Source organism: Pseudomonas sp. Ga0074129 (assembly GCA_001465025.1).
In the GTDB taxonomy this organism is placed as follows: Bacteria; Pseudomonadota; Gammaproteobacteria; order Pseudomonadales; family Pseudomonadaceae; genus Aquipseudomonas.
Window position 1 is genome coordinate 64,035 of the sequence record LNDO01000091.1, and the last position, 20,322, is coordinate 84,356.

Here is a 20,322-nt window from a genome sequence, read left to right on the forward strand (position 1 = left end):
TAAAGCCGAATCAAACCAAAGCTTGAGTTTTCTGTGATCACAAAATAGCATGTGCAGATATTCGAACGAGGTGTTCAACATGACTGCCAGTGGTATCCACCCATCCGCCGTAGAAACCTTCGCCCAGCGTGAGCGCGAGCGATTTATCGCGCGCAATCCAAAATCCGTGGCCCTGGCCGAACGTGCGCGCCACTCGCTGTACGGCGGCGTGCCGATGCACTGGATGGCCGACTGGTCGACCCCGGTGCCGCTGTTTGTCGAGCGGGCCAAGGATGCGCGCTTCTATGATGTGGACGGTCATGAGTACATCGATTTCTGTCTGGGCGACACCGGCACCATGTTCGGCCACTCCCCGGATCCGATCGCCAAGGCCATCGCCGAACAAGGCAACAACGGCCTGACTACCATGCTGCCGGGCGAAGACGCGGTGGTCTGCGGCGAGTTGCTGGCCGCACGCTTCGGCCTGCCGTTCTGGCAGGTCACCGCCACCGCCACCGATTCGAACCGCTATGTGCTGCGCTGGGCCCGCGCGATCACCCAACGCAAAACCCTGCTGGTGTTCGATGGCTGCTACCACGGCACGGTGGACGACGTGATGGTGCGCTGCATCGACGGCGAAACCGTGCCGCGCAGCGGTTTGGTCGGCCAGGCCTATGACCTGACCCAGCACAGCCGCTCGATCCCGTTCAACGACGTGGCTGCACTCGAAGCCGCGCTGGCGAAAGGCGACGTCTGCGCCCTGCTCTGCGAGCCGGCGATGACCAACATCGGCATGGTCCTGCCCGAGCCGGGCTTTATGCAGAAATGCCGCGAGCTGACCCGCAAGTACGGCGCGCTGCTGATCATCGACGAGACCCACACCATTTCCACCAATATGGGTGGCTGCACCCAACTGTGGAACCTCGACCCAGACTTCTTCGTGGTCGGCAAGCCGATTGCCGGCGGCGTGCCGTGCGGCATCTTCGGCTGCAGCGCGGCGATGGCCGAGGCCATGACCGCTGCGCGCAAACGTGCCAGCGAAGGCAGCCATGGCCACGGTCACAGCGGCATGGGCACCACGCTGTCGGCCAACGCCCTGGCCATGCATTGCATGCGCGCCAACCTGGAACAGGTGATGACGCAAGCCGCCTATGACCACATGCTGCCGCTGGCCAAGCGCCTGGCGGATGGCTTCCGCACGCTGATCGGCAAGCACGACCTCAAGTGGTCGGTGACCGAACTGGGCGCGCGCAGTGAGTTTCAGTTCTGCCCGGTGTCACCGAAGACCGGCGCCGAGGCCGAAGCAGCGTTCCACGACGAACTGCAGATGGCCCTGCACCTGTACCTGATCAACCGCGGCATCCTGATCACCCCTTTCCACAACATGACCCTGTGTTGCCCGAGCACATCGGCTGATGATGTGGACACACTGATCGCCATGCTCGACCAGGCCCTGACCGAGTTGCTGGCCATCCCCGGCGCGCGCGAATAACCCATCGATCAGCCTGTGGGAGGGGCTTCAGCCGCGACTATCGCCGCTAAAGCGCCTCCCACAAGACAACGACTCACTGTGAGAACCACCATGCAATTCGCCACCCCCCAGGAAGCCCGCGATTTCCTCGCTGCCCACCCCGAAGTGCGCAGCATCGAGCTGATGCTGATCGACGCCAATGGCATCCCGCGCGGCAAGCTGCTGCACCGCGACGAGCTGCTGGCCATCTACGAGAACGGCCGGCCGCTGCCTAGCTCGATACTGGCGCTGACCATCCAGGGCGAGGACGTGGAAGAAAGCGGCCTGGTCTGGGAAGTCGCCGACGCCGACTGCTGGACCTACCCGCTGCCCGGCAGCCTGACCCTGCAACCCTGGCGCGCCACGCCCACCGGGCAACTGCAGGTGAGCATGCACCCGACTCAGGGCATGCCCGCCGCCCCGGCCGACCCACGCCATGTACTGGTACGCGCCATCGACCGGCTCAAGGCCGACGGCTACCACCCGGTGATGGCGGTGGAGTTGGAGTTCTACCTGCTGGATAAGCAGCGCGACGCCAACGGCCGTCCGCAACCGGCACTGCAAACCAATGGCGTGCGCCCGCAAGCGCCGCAGGTGTACGGCGTCTATGAATTGGAACAGCTGCAGCCGTTCCTCGATGACCTCTACGCCGCCTGTGAAGTACAGGGCTTGCCCGTGCGTACGGCGATTTCTGAGTACGCACCCGGCCAGGTCGAACTGACCCTGGAGCACCGCTTCGACGCGCTGCAGGCCATTGATGAAGGCGTGCGCTACAAGCGTCTGGTCAAGGGCGTGGCCAACAAACACGGGCTGCAGGCCTGCTTTATGGCCAAGCCGTTTGGCGACTTGGCCGGCAGCGGGATGCACATGCATGTCAGCCTGGCGGATGAAAACGGCAACAACCTGATGGCATCCGAAGACCCGCACGGCACACCGCTGCTCAAGCACGCCATCGGCGGCATGATGGCCACGCTGAATGATGCACTGGCGATCTTCTGCCCCAACGCCAACTCGTTCCGCCGCTTCCAGGCCAACAGCTACGCGCCGCTGGCCAAGAGCTGGGGCGTGAACAACCGCACCGTGTCGTTCCGCGTACCGGGCGGCCCGGCCAAGAGCCGGCATGTCGAGCACCGCATCTGCGGCGCCGATGCCAACCCCTATCTGGCGGCGGCGGCGATCCTGGCCGGTATTCATCACGGCATCCAGAACCAGATCGATCCGGGCGAAGAAATCATCGGCAACGGCTACGAGCAGGCCCGCGAAACCCTGCCGACCGACTGGCTGACCGCCCTGCGCGCGCTGGAGAACTCCGCCTGGGCCAAGGAAGCCTTGGGCGAGGACTTCCTCACGGTGTTCCTGGCGATCAAGTGGGCCGAATTCCGCCAGTTTATGGGCGAGGTCGGTGAGCAGGACTGGCGCTGGTACCTGACCCACGCCTGAGGCGACACCCGCCCAGACCGGTTGCCACAGCCGGTCTGGGCAATGCTTTTGCGCAGCTGCTATGGTTGGCCACGCCCTTTTGTTGTGGAGTGAGCCATGGAAGCCGGAAATGCCCAACTGACAATGACGGTACTGATGACCCCGGATATGGCCAACTTCTCTGGCAATGTCCACGGCGGCACCCTGCTCAAATACCTCGATGAAGTTGCCTACGCCTGCGCCAGCCGATTTGCCGGGCGTTACGTGGTGACCTTGTCGGTGGATCAGGTGATTTTTCGCGAACCCATTCATGTCGGCGAACTGGTGACCTTTCTCGCCTCGGTCAACTACGCCGGGCGCACTTCAATGGAAGTGGGCATCAAGGTCATCACCGAAAATATCCGAGAGCGCTCGGTGCGGCACACCAACAGTTGTTTCTTTAGCATGGTGGCCATGGACGATCAGGGTCGTCCGGCTCCCGTGCCCGCCCTTGATCCGCAAACGCCTGATGAATTGCGCCGCCAGCGCCAGGCGCTGCAACGCCGGGAAATCCGCCACGAGCTGCAAAAGCGCTACGAGGCGCTGAACGAAGGAACACCATGATTGAGCTTTTCGATGTATTTCTGCTGATGCTGTTCGCCACCGCCTGCGCTTGGCTGTGGCACGCCCATGGTTTGCGTGAGTTCGCCTTGATGCAGGTGAAGCAGCACTGCACCAAAGCCGATGTGGAATTACTCGATGGCAATGTCGCCCTGCGCCGCCTTGCAATGCTGCCCGATGCTCGCGGGCGCAAGCGCTTGGCGCGGGTGTATAGCTTTGAGTTCACCGTCACCGGCGAGCAGCGTCACGCGGGCAGCATCACCCTGTTTGGCAAACAGGTTGGGCGCATTGAACTGGCCCCCCATCCGGTGCGGGAAACCCAGCCTGAGCCGGTGGTCGTGCAGCACGATGCCAAGGTTATTCGCCTCGACGATTGGCGGCGCTAGGCCTGCTCACGCTGCAACAAAAACTCAGCCACACGCTGCGCACTGTCCGCTGGCTGCTCCTGCATAAAGCAGTGCCCTCCCGGCAACACACGGGCGCTGACATGGCCGTTGCTGGCGCACCAACGCGCGACAGACCTGGCGACAAAGGGATAGCTGCGCTCACCGTAAAACACCTTAACCGGCGTGCTGACCTTGGCCAGTGACGGCCACAGCCGCCTGGGGAAGGAGCTGAAAATATCGGCCTCGCGACTGGGCCGGCATTTCAGCTCCACGCCTTTTTCACTGTCCTTGAGGGCGTGCTGGATATAGGCGGTAAACGCCTCTTCGGTCCAGCCACGGAACATACCACGGCCATGCAGCGCAGTATGGGCAGCAGCGCGGTCTGGCCAGTTGCTGCGGCGTTTCAGCGCCTTGCTGGCCAAGGTGGTACGCCGGCTCAGGCCCATCACATCCGACAGCGCCATCACCCCGATCATCGCCGGGCTGAACAGCACCGGGTCGAGCAGCACTGCGCGCTGAAACAGCTGCGGTTGCTGAGCCAGCATCAGGCTGGTCAACACTCCGCCAAAGCTGTGGCCCAAAGCAAAGCAAGGCACGTTGCCAAACACACCGCGCCCCTGCTCAAACGCCTCAATCGCCAGTTCCGCACTACGGTTCCAGCCATGAAAACGCCCGCCGTGGTCACTGTCACCGTGACCCTGCACATCACACAGCCAGAGGTCGAAATCCTCAGCCAACAGTTGCAGCAGCGGCGTATAAACGCGCCCGCAATAGCCATTGCCGTGCAGAAAGTGCAGCAGGGGTTTACCCGAAGGCGGCGTGTGCCAGCCACGCAGGGTGAAGCCGGCTGAGCAGTCATGGGACCAGGGTTGGAGGTGCATGGGCTTGCCTTGCGTGATCGCGTTGGGGGGAGATTATCCGCATCGTCATAGAACTCGTCAGTTCTATCTGACTCCGGCATGCTGACGTCAGACCATTCAGGGAGGAGTCAGCGTGTTTGTTTTACTAGAGTCTTGCAACGCAGCTTTTATTGAACACCTGCAAGAAAAACTCAGCAGCGCAGGCGTCAACTGCCATGTACTGGCCCTGGGACGCGCCGCTGATGGCAAGGAGCACTTTGCCATTCGCCTGCCGCTTTACAGCCAGATGAGCAGAGCTCGGCACCTTCTGTACCGCGACAGACTGTTTGCATTGCGCATCGATCCGCAATTCAACCCGGAATGGCAATCTCTTCGCGCCGGCCCCAAACAACAAGTACTCCAGTGGCTGACCTCAACACTGGCCTTACGTATCAGCGCCATCGCCTTGCTGATCCTGATAGTCGGCAGCCTGGCTGAAACAATCGGGCGCTAGAGCACAATCAGCCAACCCCGCCTGCAACGCCGGCACATCCTGCGCCTCGTTGAAGATCAGCTCCAGCCGCGAGTCCTTACGCCATTCGCTGGGTTGCCACTGCAACGGCTGGCCGTTCAGGGCATTGGCGGACTGCCAGCCCTTGCGGCCGTGCAGCACCAGCTTGGCGCGCCGCCAAGACAGGCTATTCAGCCATTGCTGCACCTGCACCGGCGCAAATTGCTGGCTGGGGTGCCAGCGCCAGCCGATGCTCCAGCCTTCGGCCTGTTGCTGAATCTGGCAGATCGGCTCACTCACGCTGCGCCACAGATGGGCTAAGGGCGCAGCAGCGTTGGGCAGGCTCAGTGCACTGTCGCCGTCAGTGGCCTGCGCGGCAAAACCGGGCAGTTTCGCCAGCGGCAGTGCGCCCTGGCTGGTCCAGTAGATCGGGCGTGCGGGCAACTGCGCCTGAATGCGCGCCTTGGTTGCTTCATCCAGCCCTTCGGCCTTGTTCAGCAGTAACAAACCGGCGCGGCTAAGCGTCGCCTGCTGACTCTCCGGCAGCGCTTCACCCGCAGCAAGGGCCTGAGAATCCAGCACCAGTAACGGCACCTGGACCGCCAACACACCGGCCCAGGGCATTTCGCGCAGCTGTTCGAGTAGCACCAGAGGATGACCGAGGCCGGACGGCTCGATCAGCAGGCGATCGGGTTTGGCCTGACGCAGCAGGCGACTGAGACCAACCTGAAACGGCACGCCGTTGACGCAGCACAAGCAGCCGCCCGCCACTTCACCCAAGGCGATGCCGTCGTCATCGGTGGTTAACAAGGCGGCGTCCAGACCAACCAGGCCAAACTCGTTGATCAGCACGGCCCAGCGTTCATGCGCCGGGCGCTGCGCCAGCAGATGACGGATCAGGCTGGTTTTACCGGCACCGAGCGGCCCGGCAATCACATGGGTGGGGATATTGTTGAGCATGGGCCTATGGTGCGTGTTTGCCTGCCGGGAGAGAACCCCGAGCATGGCGCAGACTGAATAAAAGCTGCGTGCTAGAGTTTGCAGCCAATTTTTGACATGCCATTAACTTGGGCCGCTCCTACAAGGTTCGTCTGTTTTTGGTCATGGTCCGTTTTTCGAGGCTTTAACGATGCGTGTCGCTCTACTGCTTAGCTTGTACCTGTTGTCCGGCCTGGCCTGGGGTGAAGCCTGCGTGGTGCACAGTCAGGCCGAGCGTCTGGATGTGAAGGTGTGCCAGCAGAACCGCAGCATCCCGCCCACCCTGTTCCGCACCGGTTTCTGCCAACCGCAGTTGCAGGGGCAGAAGGTCGAGGTGGAGTTTGTTGAACAATGCCCCACCGGCGCCTTTGGCGTGTGCCGCAACGCTACCGTCGGTGGCACACCGTATAAGCAGGATGTGCACTATTACGGCATTGCCAGCGATACGGCTTACCTAAAGCCTTTCTGCGAGAAGCAGAGCAAAGGCGTGTGGATGGCGTACTAGACGGCTGTTAAACCCGGTTTAAACCGTACCGTCGCGGCTAAAGCCCCTCCCACAGCTAGCGACACATTATGCGTGTCGCAATACGACTCCTGTGTCTTCCAAGCACCGTCATCAAGGCGTAACCCGGTCTGTGTTTTAGTGACCCTGGGTACCTCACCCCTCCTGCCGGATCACGCGCCGGCAGGTTTTTCTGGTGCTTCGGGCTGCTTTAATCGCAGCCTATTTTTTTACTTACATTCAGGCCAGCCAATCCAGGGTCAGCAGTAACCGCCGCTCACCGGCAGGCGGTTGCGGCGAGCGGTGAATCAGCCCGCCGCCCTCGTTGCCGATCCATTTCTCGCCCTTGGCCAGCAGCACATGCCCGGCCTCAGCGCGCTGGATAAGAGCCGGATCGCTGGGCTCAGCGGCGGGGTCGCCCAACCGGCGGCGCGCCATCACGCCTTCTTCCAGCCACTCGCTGCCGATCCCGGCGTAGCTGGTAATCAGCCGCACCGGCACGTGGTCAACATGAAAACGCGGGCACATGGCTTTATCGAGAATGCGCAGGCGCACGCCGATACGTTTGGCGTCGAACAGGCAGACAAAGGCGCTGATCAGCCAGCTGACATCCTGCAAAAAGGCCACCTGCCCCGGCAAATCGCTGTAGGCATCGACCAGGCCGCTCAGGTTCGGCTCGCTCTCCGGGCTGGCCAACTCCAGCACGATGGATTGCCCCAGCGGCTCGCCCTGAGCCAACAGGGCGTTGGCAAAATCGCTGATCTGCGCGGGCAGCTGACGTTGCCAAAGCGCCAGGTTGATGTGATCACGCAGCACCTCGCCGAACACATCAATCTGCTCGCTGGCGATCTGCTGCAAGGGTTGACGCAAAACCGGCGCAAGCATCAGGCGGCCTCCTCGTGCCAAGGGCCGAACGGGTCCGGCAGCGCCGACCAAGCGTCCACGCCCTGAGCCATTTCAGCGTCATTCAACAGACAGGCGTCCAGCTCGGCGGTCAGTTGTGCAAAGTTGATGTTCTGGCCGATGAACACCAGTTCCTGGCGGCAATCGCCACTCTGCGCCTCCCAGTTTTTCATGATCGCCTGCAGCCCTTCGTCGTCGGTCGGCCACTGCGCCTTGGGCACAAACCGCCACCAGCGCCCGGCAAACCCATGGCGCATCAGGCCGCCGGCCTGGGACCAGCTGCCGGCTTCCTGGTACTTGCTGGCCAGCCAGAAGAAGCCCTTGCTGCGCAGCAGGCGGCCATTGGTCCACTCACGGTTGATGAAGGTGAAGAAGCGCTCCGGGTGGAACGGCCGCCGCGCGCGGTACGCCGTGGAGGCAATGCCGTATTCCTCGGTTTCCGGAATGTGCTCACCGCGCAGTTCTTTGAGCCAGCCCGGCGCTTGGGCCGCGCGCTCGAAATTGAAACGGCCGGTGTTGAGGATTTTATTAAGCGGCACCGCGCCCATGGCCATGGGGATGATCTCGGCGTGGGTGTTGAGCCCCTTGAGGATGGCCATCAGCTCTTCGCGCTCGTGGCTGCTGATCAGGTCGATCTTGCTGATCAGGATCACATCGGCGAACTCCACCTGCTCGATCAACAGGTCGGTGATCGAACGCTCATCATCCTCGCCCAAGGTTTCGCCCCGGCTGGCCAGGCTCTCGGCCTCGTGGAAATCGCGCAGGAAATTCACCCCGTCGACCACGGTGACCATGGTGTCCAGGCGGGCCAGATCGGCCAGGCTCTGGCCGTCTTCGCCGCGGAAGGTAAACGTCTCGGCCACCGGCAGCGGCTCGCTGATCCCGGTGGATTCGATCAGTAAATAGTCGAAGCGGCCATCACGGGCCAAACGGCCGACTTCTTCCAGCAGGTCTTCGCGCAGGGTGCAGCAGATGCAACCGTTGCTCATTTCCACGAGCTTTTCTTCGCCACGGCTCAGGCTGACATCGCGCTGAACTTCGCTGCCATCGATGTTGATTTCGCTCATATCGTTGACGATCACCGCCACTTTCAAACCCTGACGGTTTTTCAGGATGGCGTTGAGCAGGGTGCTTTTACCGGCACCGAGAAAACCGGACAGCACGGTTACGGGAAGGTGTTTGGTCATGGTTTCAGGCTCCATCATTGTTCGGTGTTACGCAGATGTTTTTCGCGTTGTTCCTGACGCTCTTTGGCTTCGATGCACAGGCTGGCGGTGGGGCGCAGCAACAGGCGCTTAAGGCCGATGGGCTCGCCGGTCTCAATGCACCAGCCGTATTCGCCGCGCGCCAGGCGGTCGAGGGCTTCGTCGATCTTGTCGAGCAACTTCTTCTCGCGCTCCAGCAGGCGCAGTTGCCATTGCCGCTGTTCCTCGGCGCTGCCGATATCGGCCGGGTCGCTGCTGGTTTCCCGTTCACGCAGGGCCTCGAACTCCTCAGCGATGCGCGCCTGTAACTCGCTGCGCTGCTGCAACAGCAGTGCGCGGAAGAACTGCTGCTGGGCGTCGTTCATGTAGTCGTCTGCCGGCTGGGCCAGCAGTTGTTCTTGGCTAATCAGGGTCGTGCTCATGATGCGAATTCACTGGTATGCGGCTTTAATTGTTATAACATAACATTTATCACCCGCCGCCACCTCGGATTTTCAGATGAATGCACTCACCCTGCCGGATATCGCCAGCCAGGCCAGCCACCATGCACAGCGCCTGGACTGGGTGGGCATGGGCGACATTGCCCTGCCTGTGTTGCTGGCCGACCAGCGCATCAATGCGCGCGCCAGCGCTGGCGTAAGCCTGGATGACGGCAGCGCCCGTGGCATTCATATGTCGCGGTTGTACCTGGCGCTGCATGCGCTGGAAGCGCAACCCCTGACCCCGGCCGTGCTGCAACAGTTGCTCAACAATTTTTTGCACAGCCACGAAGGCCTGTCGCAAGAAGCCAGCGTGACCCTCAACGGCGACGCCTTATTGAGTCGTCCAGCGCTGGTCAGCCCATTGTCCGGATGGAAGTCCTACCCCTTCGAAGTGCGTGCACGTCAGGATTCATGGGGGTTTCACGTGGAACTACAGGTACAGGTGGCCTATTCCTCGACGTGCCCCTGCTCAGCCGCGCTGGCCCGCCAGTTGATTCAGCAGCAGTTCGCTCACGACTTCGCCAACCAGCCGCTCAGCCATGAACAGGTGCTGGAATGGCTTGGTTCGCCCCAAGGCATCGTCGCCACGCCACACAGCCAGCGCAGCTACGCCACCTTGCAGGTGCGCTTGCACGCCGACAGTACAGCATTGCCGCTCGTTGAGCTGATCGACGCCGCCGAACAGGCCCTCGGCACCGCCGTGCAGACGGCGGTAAAGCGCGCCGATGAGCAGGCCTTTGCCCTGGCCAACGGGCAAAACCTGATGTTCTGCGAAGACGCTGCCCGCCGCCTGCACAGCGCCTTGCGCGAACAACCGGCCTTCAGCGCCTTTCACCTGCGCGTGGTGCACGCAGAAAGCCTGCATGCCCACGATGCGGTTGCCGTCAGCCGTTGGAACTGGAGCTTGGCATGATCCACTGCCACAACCTGCAATGGGGCCCTGCGGGTCACCCGCTGACTCCGCCGCTTAATCTGCACCTGGCCCGCGCCAGCCTGACCGGGGTGATCGGCAGCAACGGCTGTGGCAAAAGCAGCCTGCTCAAGGTTATCGCGGGTATCGTTCAGCCCTTGCGCGGGCAGATCGAACTGGCCGTGCCGCGCCTGGGTGGCGTGGCCTATCTGGTGCAGCAGCAGGCACTGGACCGGCAATTCCCGATCACCCTGCAGGAGCTGGTCAGCGCCGGTTTATGGCGCAGCCGCCTGAGTCGCCCGCACCGTCAGGCGCGGTTGGAGCAAGCTTTGGCCGACTGGGGCCTGAGCGAGCTGTACCAGCACAGCCTGCACGCATTGTCCGGCGGTGAATTGCAGCGCGCCCTGCTCGCCCGCCTGAGCCTGACCGAGGCGCAGGTGCTGTTGCTCGACGAGCCAGAAGCCGCGCTGGATGAACACGGTCTGGCCCTGCTCTGGCAGCACATCGCCCGCTGGCAGGCAGAGGGCCGCACACAGATTGTCGTCAGCCATTCCCTCAGTCACATGAGCCAGCACTTGGACAACGCCCTGCTGGTGTCGCGCAGCGGCTGCATCTTCGCGCCGATTCGCGAGCTGATGGGCCAACGCTCGCCACTGGAGCATGTGGCGTGAGTCTGGAACTGCTGTGGACGCCCTTTATCGAATTCGCCTTTATGCGCCGCGCGTTGCTGGGCGGCGTGGCGCTGGCGATCAGTGCCGCGCCACTGGGGGTGTTTCTGGTGTTGCGTCGTTTGAGCCTGATGGGCGATGCGATTGCCCACGGCATCTTGCCCGGCGCGGCACTGGGCTTCTGGCTGTTCGGCCTGAGCCTGCCGGCCTTGACGCTTGGCGGGCTGGTCGCCGGCCTTGGCATGGCCGGAATCGCCGCTTGGGTGACACGGCGTACCGGCCTGCGTGAAGACGCCAGCCTGGCCGCCATTTACCCGATTTCGCTGGCCAGCGGCGTGTTGCTGCTGGGCCTGGCCGGGAACAAGCTGGACCTGCTGCACCTGCTGTTCGGCTCGGTGCTGGCCGTGGACCCGCCCACCCTGAACGGCATGTTGCTGGTGTCCATCGGCAGCTTGTTGCTGCTCGCCCTGATATACCGCTGGCTGCTGATGGACAGCCTCGACCCGCTGTTTCTCGGTGGAGTCAGTCGCTTCGGGCCGCTGGCCTATGGGTTGTTTCTGGGTTTGGTGGTGCTCAATTTAGTGGTCGGCTTTCAGGCCATCGGCGCGCTGATGGTGGTCGGGTTGATGATGTTACCCGCCGCAGCCGCACGCTTCTGGAGCCGCCGCCTGCCGCGCATGTTGCTGCTCGCCGCCCTGACCGGCGCAACCTGCGTCTGGCTTGGTCTGCTGCTCTCCTACTACGCCAACCTGCCCAGCGGCCCGTGCATCGTGCTGCTCGCCGGTTTCGCTTACATCGGCTCCGTCGTATTTGGCCCGCTAAATGGCCTGCTGCGTCGGCCTCCGCATTTATCTCACGCACCCTAAGGAACCCACCATGCGCACCCTGATTGCCCTGCTGACCTTAAGTCTTGCCCTGTTCGCCCACGCTGAAGAGAAACTCAAAGTTGTTACCAGCTTTAGCATTTTGGCCGACATTACCCAGCAAATTGCCGGAGATAAGCTCGAACTTCGCAACCTGGTGGGTGCGGATGCTGACGCGCATGTCTATCAACCCAGCGCTGAGGATGCCAAGGCCGTATTCGCCGCCGACCTGATCATCGCCAACGGCCTGGGCTTTGAACCCTGGCTGGCGCGCTTGATCGACAGCAGCGAAGCGCCCGGCACACGGCTGGATGCAAGTAGCGGCGTGCTGCCATTGATGCTTGATGAAGACGGCCAGCAGGTCGCCGATCCGCATGCCTGGCAGAACCTCGCCAACGCCGAAATCTACGTACAGAACATCGCCAAGGCGCTGATCCAGGCCGACCCGGACAACGCCGCGCACTACAGCGCCGGTCGTGATGCCTACCTGGCACAAATCCGCAGCCTGCTGGCCGAGGCCAAAACCGGCCTGGGCCAACTGCCGCCCGCGCAGCGCACGATCATCACCAGCCATGACGCCTTCGCCTACCTGGGTCAGGCCTACGGCCTGAGATTTGTCGCACCGCAGGGCTTGAGCACGGCTGATGAACCGTCCGCTGCCGACGTGGCCGCGCTGATCCGGCAGATTCGCGCCGACGGGGTAAAAGCCGTGTTTGTGGAAAACATCCGCGACCCGCGCCTGATCGAGCAAATCGCCAGCGAGGCCGGGGCCAAAGTCGGCGGCACGCTCTACTCCGATGCCCTGGCCAGCGAGGGGCCAGCCAGCACCTACCTGGGCATGTTCAAGTACAACCTCGACACCCTGCTGGCCGCGCTCAAGCCATGAGCCTATGGCTTGAGCTGGAACAGGCCGGGCTGGGCGACAGCCGCCCGCTGGCCGCCGTGCTGGAGGCCATCCCTTGGAACGCGGACGGCCTGATCGCCGCCATCGCCCAGCAATACGACAGCGGCGAGGTGCTGATGCTGGCCTGGATGAACCGCGCGGCGCTGGAAGAAACCCTCGCCAGCGGCCAGGTCTGTTACTGGTCGCGCTCGCGCCAGCAGTTGTGGCGCAAGGGCGAAACCAGCGGCCACCGGCAACGACTGGTCGAAGCGCGGCTGGACTGCGACGGTGATGCCGTGCTGCTGCTCGTTGAGCAACAAGGCCCGGCCTGCCACACCGGCCGACCCAACTGCTTTTACAACGCCATCCGCGACAAACGGGTGAGCGTGATCAGCGTGCCGCAATGAAACGCCTGCTGCTGGGTCTGGTGCGGTTGTATCAATACCTGATCAGCCCGTTGCTCGGGCCGCGCTGTCGCTTCCACCCCAGTTGCTCGCACTACGCCGTCGAAGCGCTGGAACGCCACGGCGCGTTGCGCGGCAGTTGGCTGGCCCTGCGCCGCTTGTTGCGCTGTCACCCCTGGCATCCGGGCGGCTACGACCCGGTGCCGCCCACTCATCCCTGTCACGAGAAGCATCGCCATGAATGACCTGCTGATCCGCAACGCACGCCTGATCAACGAAGGCCGCGAATACGAGGCCGACCTGCTGGTGCGCCACGGCCGCATCGAGACCATCGCCAGCAGCCTGACCGGCGTGAATGCCAAGGTTGAGATCGACGCCGCCGGGCAGTTTCTGCTGCCGGGGATGATCGACGATCAGGTGCACTTCCGTGACCCCGGTGCGCCGCACAAGGGCAGCTTTGCCACGGAATCAAGGGCGGCGGTGGCCGGCGGCATCACCAGCGTGATGGACATGCCCAACACCAACCCGCCGACCCTTAACCTGGAGGCGTTGGAAGCCAAAGAGCGGCGCGCCGCCAACTGCTCGAAAACCAACTTCGGCTTCCACTTTGGCGTCAGCCACGAGAACCTCGACATCGTCGCCGCGCTCGACCCCAACCGCGTGGCCGCGGTGAAAGTGTTTATGGGGGCCAGCACCGGCAACATGCTGGTGGATGACCTGCCCTCGCTGGAACGGCTGTTCCGCGATTGCCCGACCATCATCCTCACCCACTGCGAACACACGCCGCGCATCCGCGAACGCGAACAGCAGTGGCAGGCGCAGTACGGCGAGCAGATTCCCGCCGAGCAGCATCCGCTGATCCGCGATGCCGAGGCCTGCTACCAATCCTCCAGCCTCGCCGTCAGCCTGGCGCAGCGCTTTGACACCCAGTTGCACGTGCTGCACATCACCACGGCCCGCGAACTGAGCCTGTTCCAACCCGGCCCGCTGGCCGGCAAGCAGATCACCGCCGAGGTCTGCGCGCACCACCTGTACTTCGATGACCGCGACTACGCGGCGCTCGGCCACCTGATCAAATGCAACCCGGCGATCAAAACCCAAGCCGACCGCGATGCCCTGCGTCAGGCCCTGCTGTGCGGCCGGCTGGACATCATCGGCACCGACCACGCGCCACATACCCTCGAAGAAAAGCAGCGCCCTTACCTGCAAGCCCCGTCCGGCCTGCCACTGGTGCAACACGCCCTGCCCTCGCTGCTGGAACTGGTGGCCGACGGCCTGCTGCCCCTGACCACCTTGGTCGAGAAAACCAGCCATGCCGTGGCGCAGCGTTTTGCCATCGAGCAGCGCGGCTACCTGCGCGAAGGCTACTGGGCCGACCTGACCCTGATCGAGCGCCTGGCCGAACCGCGCCCGGTCGAAGCCGACCCCACGCTCGCGCACTGCGGCTGGACACCCTTCCAGGGCCGCGCCTTCCGCCATGCCGTGCGCACCACCATCGTTTCCGGACAACTGGCCTGGCACAACGGTCAGGTGCAGGACGACTGCGAGGGCTTGCCGCTGCGCTACCAGCGCGGCTGACAGACGACTGAATAAGAGCGCTTTTGTAGGGTGGGTTAGGCCGCGCCCGCTCCCGGCGGGCTTGCGGCATTCACTCCATCCATGGGGATTGCGCGAACCGCGATCATGCAAACAACACCAATGCTCAAAGCGCCGTAACCCACCCTACATTTCTTCAAATTTCATGATTAACCGAACCTGATTAGAGAACCGATATGCCCAGCATCACCCTGCCCGATGGCAGCCAGCGTCAGTATGCCCAACCGCTAAGCGTGGCCGACGTCGCCGCCGACATCGGCCCCGGCCTGGCCAAGGCCGCCCTGGCCGGCCGCCTGGATGGCCGCCTGGTGGACACCAGCGCCTTGATCGACCACGACGCCCAGCTCAGCCTGATCACCGCGCGCGACCCCGAGGGCCTGGAGCTGCTGCGCCACTCCTGCGCGCACCTGCTGGCCATGGCCGTGAAGCAGCTGTACCCGAGCGCTCAGGTGACCATCGGCCCGGTGATCGAAGACGGCTTTTTTTACGATTTTGCCTTCGAGCGGCCCTTTACCCCGGACGATCTCGAGCGCATCGAAGCGCGCATGACCGAGTTGGCCGCCGCCGATCTTCCGGTCAGCCGTCGCGAACTGCCGCGTGATGACGCCATCGCCCATTTCGAGGCGCAGGGCGAGCATTACAAGGCCGAGCTGATCCGCGACATTCCCGCAGGCGAGGTGCTGTCGCTGTACCGCCAGGGCGACTTCGAGGATCTGTGCCGTGGCCCGCACATCCCGCGCACCGGCCTGCTGCACGCCTTCAAACTGACCAAAGTGGCCGGCGCTTACTGGCGCGGTGATGCCAAGAATGCCGCGTTACAACGCATCTACGGCACCTGCTGGGGCACGCCGAAAGAACTCAAGGCCTACCTCACCCGTCTGGAAGAAGCCGGTAAGCGCGACCACCGCAAGCTCGGCGCCCAGCTCGACCTGTTCCACTTCGACGACTGCGCCCCCGGCTCGGTGTTCTGGCACCCCAAGGGCTGGACCCTGTTCCAGCAGCTGATCGGCTACATGCGCCAGCAGCAGGACGTCGCCGGCTATGTCGAGGTCAACACCCCGGACGTGATGGACCGCAGCCTGTGGGAAACCTCCGGGCACTGGTTCAACTACCGCGAGGCCATGTTCACCACCACCACCGAAGACGAGCGCGTGTTCGCCCTCAAACCAATGAACTGCCCCGGCGCGGTGGCGCTCTACGCCCGTGGTCTGAAGAGCTACCGCGACCTGCCGCTGCGCATGGCCGAGTTCGGCAAGGTGCACCGCTACGAACCCTCCGGCGCGCTGCACGGCCTGCTGCGCGTGCGCCACTTCACCCAGGACGACGCGCACATCTTCTGCACCGCCGCGCAGATGGAACAAGAGTGCGCCGACACCATCGCCCTGGTGTTCGCCATCTACCGCGACTTCGGTTTCAACGAGGTGGCAGTCAAACTCTCCACCCGCCCCACCAACCGCATCGGCAGCGACGAAACCTGGGATCAACTGGAAGGCGCACTGTCCGGCGCGCTACAACGGATGAACATCGACTACCAGCTCAACCCCGGCGAAGGCGCGTTCTACGGGCCCAAGCTGGAATTCGTGCTGCGCGATGCCATCGGCCGCGACTGGCAGTGCGGCACCCTGCAGGTGGACCTCAACCTGCCGGAGCGCTTCGACATCAGCTACGTCAACGAACAGGGCGAACGCGAACGCCCGGTGATGCTGCACCGCGCCCTGTTCGGCTCGCTGGAACGCTTCACTGGCATTCTCATCGAGCACTACAGCGGCCTGTTCCCGCTGTGGCTGGCCCCGCAGCAGGCGGCCGTGCTGACCATTTCCGAAGGGCAGAACGACTACGCCCGCCAGGTACTCGCTGCCCTCAAGCGCGCCGGGCTGCGCGCCAGCGTGGATCTGCGAAACGAGAAAATCGGCTACAAAATCCGCGAGGCCACCCTGCAGAAAGTGCCCTACCTGCTGGTCATCGGCGAACAGGAAAAAGCCGAAGGCCGCGTCACCCTGCGCAGCCGCGCCGGCGATAACCTCGGCAGCCTGACGCTGGCTGAGCTGGTCGAACGGCTGCGCACTGAGGCGCGCATGCCCGGTCAGAACGCGACAGACTAATCACATGCTGTTCGGCAGGTTGCTGGCGGTGCACCGTTTAGCAACCTGCATAAACCCGTTGGCCAGGCGTTATCCTGCACGGCAACCGCAGACCACCAAGGAACTCCATGAGCCTGACCAAGCGCGAGCAAAACCAGATCGAACGGACGCTGGCCGCAACCCTCACCGACGCCTGCGAAGCCGGCAAGGCCGAGATTGTCGGCTTCCAGTGGCTGACCCATGACGTCGACTACCAGCGCTTCCCCGCCAGCCTGCGGGTGATCTGGGTGTTCGCCAGCCAGGCGGAACAAGACGCCGCCATCGCCAAGGGCCAGGAGCGCCTGATGCAACAACTGACCGCTGCTGCCTTGCAGGTCGCCGAGGTTTCACTCGAAAACCCGGCCGCCCATGTCCGCCTCGACAATGAACAACAGTGCCTTCGGGCCGACGGCGGTAACTGGCAACAACGCCTGACGCGCCAGCGTTCGGGCAAGCGTTAACCCATGGCCAAGGAAATTGAAAACCCGTGCATTTCGCTCTGCCTGCTGAGCGGCGACCTGTGCTTGAGCTGCGGGCGCAGCAAGGCCGAAATCAAACAATGGAAGCGCATGAAACGCCCGGAAAAGATGGCCACCGTGCAGCGCGCCAGCCAACGCCTGAAAAGCCTGGGCAAGAAAAAATCCTGAGCGGGTTCTGCAATCCAGAGCGACTCAATCACCTTGAGCAATGCCCCGCCGCACACTGACAATGCCGAGCATTCACAACTACAGAGGCGCCGCCCCCTATGATCCATCTGCGGCCCTTCCAACCTCACGACCTGCCCGCCACCGTCGCGCTGTTTCAGGCCTCGGTCAGCCAGTTGGCCACTCAGCATTACGACGCAGTGCAGCGTCAGGCCTGGTCTTCCGAGGTTGCGGACATGCCCACCTGGCAAACACGTTTGGCGTCACTTGAGCTGTTTATCGCAGAAGAAGACCAGACTATCGCCGGTTTTATCGGCTTTAGCCTGGATGGTCATATCGACCTGCTGTACTGCGCGCCCGCTTATGCCCGCCAGGGTGTGGCCAGCGCCTTGTATGCCGCTGCCGAGCAACGCTTGCGCGCGGCGGGTGTGCGCGAGCTGTTTACCGAAGCCAGCCTAGTGGCCCAGGCGTTTTTTGCCGGTCAGGGATTTTCTGTGCAGCAGGCACAGACGGTGACGCGCGGCACTGTTAACTTGCCGCGCATGCTGATGCGCAAAACCCTGGAGCTGTGATGAACACTTTGACCCTGATTGTCCTGGCCGCCGTGGTGCTGGCCGCCTGCGCCCTCGCAGTGTGGAGCTGGCACAACCAGCGCAAACTGGAAAAGATCGATGAGCGGATCAACCGGCAGAGCGAGCTGATCGATCAACTCGACAGCCTGCTGGAAAACCCGCGGCTCAGCGAAGCCGAGCAAAAAGCGCAGGGCGAAGCCTTGTTGGCAAAGCTGCAGGAAACCCGCAAGCCTTAACCTTGCGCAGATCATGATGTGTGGGAGGGGCTTTAGCCGCGATTGCCGTTAATCGCGGCCACGACGGCATGGATGCAGGAGTTAGCGCCGCGCCGACTCCCGGCCTGCTTGCGGCATTCACCACATCCCTGTGGATTGCGAAGCAGGATGCCCGAGCCGAAAGCCCCTCTCACGAAAGCGCTTTACCAGCCACCGCCGCCTCCGCCGCCACCACCTCCGCCCGAGGAGCCCCCACCGGATGAGCCGCCACCACCTGACGAACTGCTCGCGGGCGGTGACGACGCCAGTGCCGTGGCGCTGCTGAGGCCGGCGGCCAGCGCGCTGCTCATGGCCAGCGGTGAGCTGTAGGGGCTGCGGCTGTGGTACCACTCGGGCTGGTAGTCCGCCTGCGCCGGATAGATCAAGCCGTTGGCCAGAGCCGCGCTGAAACGGGCGCTCCACTTTTCTTCCACACCGAGGGCCATGGCATAAGGCAGGTGTTGCTCGTACAGGGCGATGCTCATGGCCGGCAAATTAGCGGCGCGCTCCAGGGCTTCGCGTTCACCCAGTTGCAGGTAGTCGCGATAGCCTTCCAGTTGGTCCAGCAGTTGCTGTCCCAGCGGCGTTGGTGCTGGCAGCAAAACGAAGAACACCGCCACCACTACCACATAGGCCGCGAGCAGCAGCAGGGTTGAGGCGGACACCACCGTCACCAGCATCCAAGCCCCAACAACCCCAGGCCAGATAAACATCAGCCCAACAAACCCAAGCCCCACCTGCTTGGACAGGGTGGCTTGGTGCCACGCCATGTACAGCACCACCAGCGACGGCACACCAAAGCCCAGAGAAAACAGCACACCCGCTAAGCCGGTGGCCAGATCGTCCGGGTTGCGCGCCTCCAGCAACACCATCAACAGGCAGCCAACCATCGCCCCGATCAAACCCAGCGCCCAAAGGCCTCGGTTGTGGCTGAACCAAGCCTTACCCTCGGCCTCCAGCTGACTTTTTAGGCCGACCACTGCATCGGCCAGACGCGGCTCGTAACCACTGCCAATGCTCAGTGCGATGCCCTCCTTGTTGGCCGGGAACAGGCGTTTACGTAAGGCACGATCCGCATCGCTGAGGTCAGCTTTAGCGCCCGTGCCACGGGCTAGGTTAAAGCCGCCGCCGTGGCGCATGTCTTCGATATGCAGGTGCTTGCGAATGGCCATGTCGGTAAGCCAGACGCTAAACGCCCGCGCCTCCTGAAAATAGCCTTTGAAACCGCGATACCAGAGGTAACCAGCCTGCACCGGGCGCATGCCCTTAGGGGGCTCAAACAGAGCGATGATCACGCCCTTTTGCGGGTCGCGGCCGACACGCTTCCAGGCGCGCAGGTAGAAGAGCAGCAGCCCTACCCAGACCAGCGCACCGAGGAACAGGCCCAGGTTATCGCGCAGCAACGCGCCGCTGCGTTCTGCAAAATCGGGCCGCGTGACCAAACCCGCCGGCCAGTCCACCGCCACGGTCAGCCCCTGATACGCCGGCAATGGCTGCGTGCTGGCCAGGCGCAGGTAATCGTCGCGCTGCTCCTGCACCTCGTAGGCCTTGTCGCGGCTGCCCCAGCCACCGGTATACGCGGCAAACTGGCCCATGCGCGCACCCGACGGCAGTTGCACCTCAACTGAAGCCTGCTGAATCGGGAAGCCCCATCCATTGCCGGTGACGTTCCAATACAGCTCGTCAGTGGTGCTGTGGTGCAGCAACGACCGCTCAACCTGGTAGCGCAATTCGTATTCATAACGCCCCGGTTGCAGCAAGCGATCAGCCGAACCGAGGTAATAACGCACCCACGTACCGTTCTGCTCAAGGCGCACGCGTTCCGTCTGGCCGTCACGCAAGGCATCGAGCAAGATGATCGGGCTGCTCTGCTGCAGCCCCGTGGGCAAGGTGTAACGCACCGGCAGATCACGGTAGATGCCGCGTTTGATCTGCTCGCCCTCGGCCTGCACGGTGATGCGTTCAGTCACCAGCAGGTTGCCGTCACGCTGCACCTGCAGGCGCACGGCAAAGTTCTCGATCACCTCAGCCGCCATCGCCAGGGGCGACAGCAGACACAGGCACAGCAATAGACCGCGCTGCCATCCGTGCATC

The 20,322-nt window shown here is 63.2% G+C and carries 24 protein-coding genes; 18 read left to right on the forward strand and 6 right to left on the reverse strand.

The window, feature by feature from the left end; genetic code table 11:
- The first annotated feature begins 79 nt into the window (after window positions 1-79).
- The 4 genes from AUK77_RS13715 to AUK77_RS13730 all read left to right on the forward strand — a co-directional run bounded on the left by AUK77_RS13715 (window position 80) and on the right by AUK77_RS13730 (window position 3,894).
- The gene (locus tag AUK77_RS13715; protein ID WP_296130555.1) at window positions 80-1,471 is read left to right on the forward strand and encodes an aspartate aminotransferase family protein; all 1,392 of its coding nucleotides are present in this window, start codon (window positions 80-82) and stop codon (window positions 1,469-1,471) included.
- A gap of 90 nt (window positions 1,472-1,561) precedes the next feature.
- Entirely contained in the window at window positions 1,562-2,929 is a 1,368-nt protein-coding gene (locus tag AUK77_RS13720) for a glutamine synthetase family protein (protein WP_296130556.1), read from the forward strand.
- A gap of 96 nt (window positions 2,930-3,025) precedes the next feature.
- A complete protein-coding gene (locus tag AUK77_RS13725) occupies window positions 3,026-3,511 on the forward strand; it encodes an acyl-CoA thioesterase (protein WP_296130557.1) in 486 nt (161 codons plus the stop codon).
- Entirely contained in the window at window positions 3,508-3,894 is a 387-nt protein-coding gene (locus tag AUK77_RS13730) for a DUF3301 domain-containing protein (RefSeq protein WP_296130559.1), read from the forward strand. The genes AUK77_RS13725 and AUK77_RS13730 overlap by 4 nt, the downstream gene beginning before the upstream one ends.
- On the opposite strand, the gene AUK77_RS13735 is transcribed toward AUK77_RS13730, so the two are convergent.
- The gene (locus AUK77_RS13735) at window positions 3,891-4,775 is read right to left on the reverse strand and encodes an alpha/beta hydrolase (RefSeq protein ID WP_296130560.1); all 885 of its coding nucleotides are present in this window, start codon (window positions 4,773-4,775) and stop codon (window positions 3,891-3,893) included. The genes AUK77_RS13730 and AUK77_RS13735 overlap by 4 nt on opposite strands.
- Before the next feature lie 112 nt (window positions 4,776-4,887).
- On the opposite strand from AUK77_RS13735, the gene AUK77_RS13740 reads away from it, so the two are divergent.
- Entirely contained in the window at window positions 4,888-5,247 is a 360-nt protein-coding gene (locus AUK77_RS13740; RefSeq protein ID WP_296130562.1) for a hypothetical protein, read from the forward strand.
- Here AUK77_RS13740 and AUK77_RS13745 read toward each other — a convergent pair.
- Window positions 5,179-6,204 (reverse strand): CobW-like GTP-binding protein, encoded by a 1,026-nt coding sequence (locus AUK77_RS13745; protein WP_296130564.1) that lies wholly within the window; start codon window positions 6,202-6,204, stop codon window positions 5,179-5,181. The genes AUK77_RS13740 and AUK77_RS13745 overlap by 69 nt on opposite strands.
- Before the next feature lie 169 nt (window positions 6,205-6,373).
- Between AUK77_RS13745 and AUK77_RS13750 the strand changes: the two genes are divergently transcribed.
- Window positions 6,374-6,727 (forward strand): NADH:ubiquinone oxidoreductase, encoded by a 354-nt coding sequence (locus AUK77_RS13750; RefSeq protein WP_296130565.1) that lies wholly within the window; start codon window positions 6,374-6,376, stop codon window positions 6,725-6,727.
- A 237-nt stretch (window positions 6,728-6,964) separates the two neighbouring features.
- Here AUK77_RS13750 and AUK77_RS13755 read toward each other — a convergent pair whose 3' ends face one another.
- Genes AUK77_RS13755 through dksA form a run of 3 tightly spaced genes read right to left on the reverse strand, consistent with a single transcriptional unit; the run spans window position 6,965 to window position 9,239 of the window.
- Window positions 6,965-7,609: a DUF1826 domain-containing protein gene (locus AUK77_RS13755; protein WP_296130567.1), complete on the reverse strand. Its 645-nt coding sequence runs from the start codon at window positions 7,607-7,609 to the stop codon at window positions 6,965-6,967.
- Window positions 7,609-8,814, reverse strand: coding sequence for a zinc metallochaperone GTPase ZigA (gene zigA / locus AUK77_RS13760; RefSeq protein WP_296130569.1), 1,206 nt, complete (start codon window positions 8,812-8,814; stop codon window positions 7,609-7,611). Before zigA ends, AUK77_RS13755 begins: the two co-directional genes overlap by 1 nt.
- Window positions 8,815-8,828: 14 nt before the next feature.
- Window positions 8,829-9,239, reverse strand: coding sequence for an RNA polymerase-binding protein DksA (dksA, locus tag AUK77_RS13765; protein WP_296130610.1), 411 nt, complete (start codon window positions 9,237-9,239; stop codon window positions 8,829-8,831).
- 91 nt (window positions 9,240-9,330) lie between these two features.
- On the opposite strand from dksA, the gene folE2 reads away from it, so the two are divergent.
- The 12 genes from folE2 to AUK77_RS13825 all read left to right on the forward strand — a co-directional run bounded on the left by folE2 (window position 9,331) and on the right by AUK77_RS13825 (window position 18,210).
- Complete coding sequence (folE2, locus tag AUK77_RS13770) at window positions 9,331-10,227, forward strand: GTP cyclohydrolase FolE2 (protein ID WP_296130570.1); 897 nt, start codon at window positions 9,331-9,333, stop codon at window positions 10,225-10,227.
- A complete protein-coding gene (locus tag AUK77_RS13775; RefSeq protein ID WP_296130572.1) occupies window positions 10,224-10,895 on the forward strand; it encodes an ATP-binding cassette domain-containing protein in 672 nt (223 codons plus the stop codon). The genes folE2 and AUK77_RS13775 overlap by 4 nt, the downstream gene beginning before the upstream one ends.
- 41 nt (window positions 10,896-10,936) lie before the next feature.
- Entirely contained in the window at window positions 10,937-11,758 is an 822-nt protein-coding gene (locus AUK77_RS13780; RefSeq protein WP_296130612.1) for a metal ABC transporter permease, read from the forward strand.
- Between the two features lie 10 nt (window positions 11,759-11,768).
- Window positions 11,769-12,641 (forward strand): metal ABC transporter substrate-binding protein, encoded by an 873-nt coding sequence (locus AUK77_RS13785; RefSeq protein WP_296130574.1) that lies wholly within the window; start codon window positions 11,769-11,771, stop codon window positions 12,639-12,641.
- Window positions 12,638-13,045, forward strand: coding sequence for a phosphoribosyl-AMP cyclohydrolase (hisI, locus tag AUK77_RS13790; protein ID WP_296130575.1), 408 nt, complete (start codon window positions 12,638-12,640; stop codon window positions 13,043-13,045). Before AUK77_RS13785 ends, hisI begins: the two co-directional genes overlap by 4 nt.
- Window positions 13,042-13,287, forward strand: a complete 246-nt coding sequence (gene yidD, locus AUK77_RS13795; RefSeq protein WP_296130577.1) for a membrane protein insertion efficiency factor YidD — start codon at window positions 13,042-13,044, stop codon at window positions 13,285-13,287. Before hisI ends, yidD begins: the two co-directional genes overlap by 4 nt.
- Entirely contained in the window at window positions 13,280-14,620 is a 1,341-nt protein-coding gene (locus AUK77_RS13800; RefSeq protein WP_296130578.1) for a dihydroorotase, read from the forward strand. Before yidD ends, AUK77_RS13800 begins: the two co-directional genes overlap by 8 nt.
- Window positions 14,621-14,814: 194 nt before the next feature.
- On the forward strand, window positions 14,815-16,740 hold the full coding sequence (gene thrS / locus AUK77_RS13805; protein ID WP_296130580.1) for a threonine--tRNA ligase: 1,926 nt from the start codon (window positions 14,815-14,817) through the stop codon (window positions 16,738-16,740).
- Between the two features lie 107 nt (window positions 16,741-16,847).
- Window positions 16,848-17,219, forward strand: a complete 372-nt coding sequence (locus AUK77_RS13810; RefSeq protein WP_296130582.1) for a hypothetical protein — start codon at window positions 16,848-16,850, stop codon at window positions 17,217-17,219.
- Between the two features lie 3 nt (window positions 17,220-17,222).
- Window positions 17,223-17,405 (forward strand): DUF1289 domain-containing protein, encoded by a 183-nt coding sequence (locus AUK77_RS13815; protein WP_296130583.1) that lies wholly within the window; start codon window positions 17,223-17,225, stop codon window positions 17,403-17,405.
- 98 nt (window positions 17,406-17,503) lie between these two features.
- A complete protein-coding gene (locus AUK77_RS13820) occupies window positions 17,504-17,974 on the forward strand; it encodes a GNAT family N-acetyltransferase (RefSeq protein ID WP_296130585.1) in 471 nt (156 codons plus the stop codon).
- On the forward strand, window positions 17,974-18,210 hold the full coding sequence (locus AUK77_RS13825) for a hypothetical protein (protein WP_296130586.1): 237 nt from the start codon (window positions 17,974-17,976) through the stop codon (window positions 18,208-18,210). The genes AUK77_RS13820 and AUK77_RS13825 overlap by 1 nt, the downstream gene beginning before the upstream one ends.
- Before the next feature lie 182 nt (window positions 18,211-18,392).
- Here AUK77_RS13825 and AUK77_RS13830 read toward each other — a convergent pair whose 3' ends face one another.
- Window positions 18,393-20,321: a DUF2207 domain-containing protein gene (locus tag AUK77_RS13830; protein WP_296130587.1), complete on the reverse strand. Its 1,929-nt coding sequence runs from the start codon at window positions 20,319-20,321 to the stop codon at window positions 18,393-18,395.
- Window position 20,322: the final 1 nt, after the last annotated feature.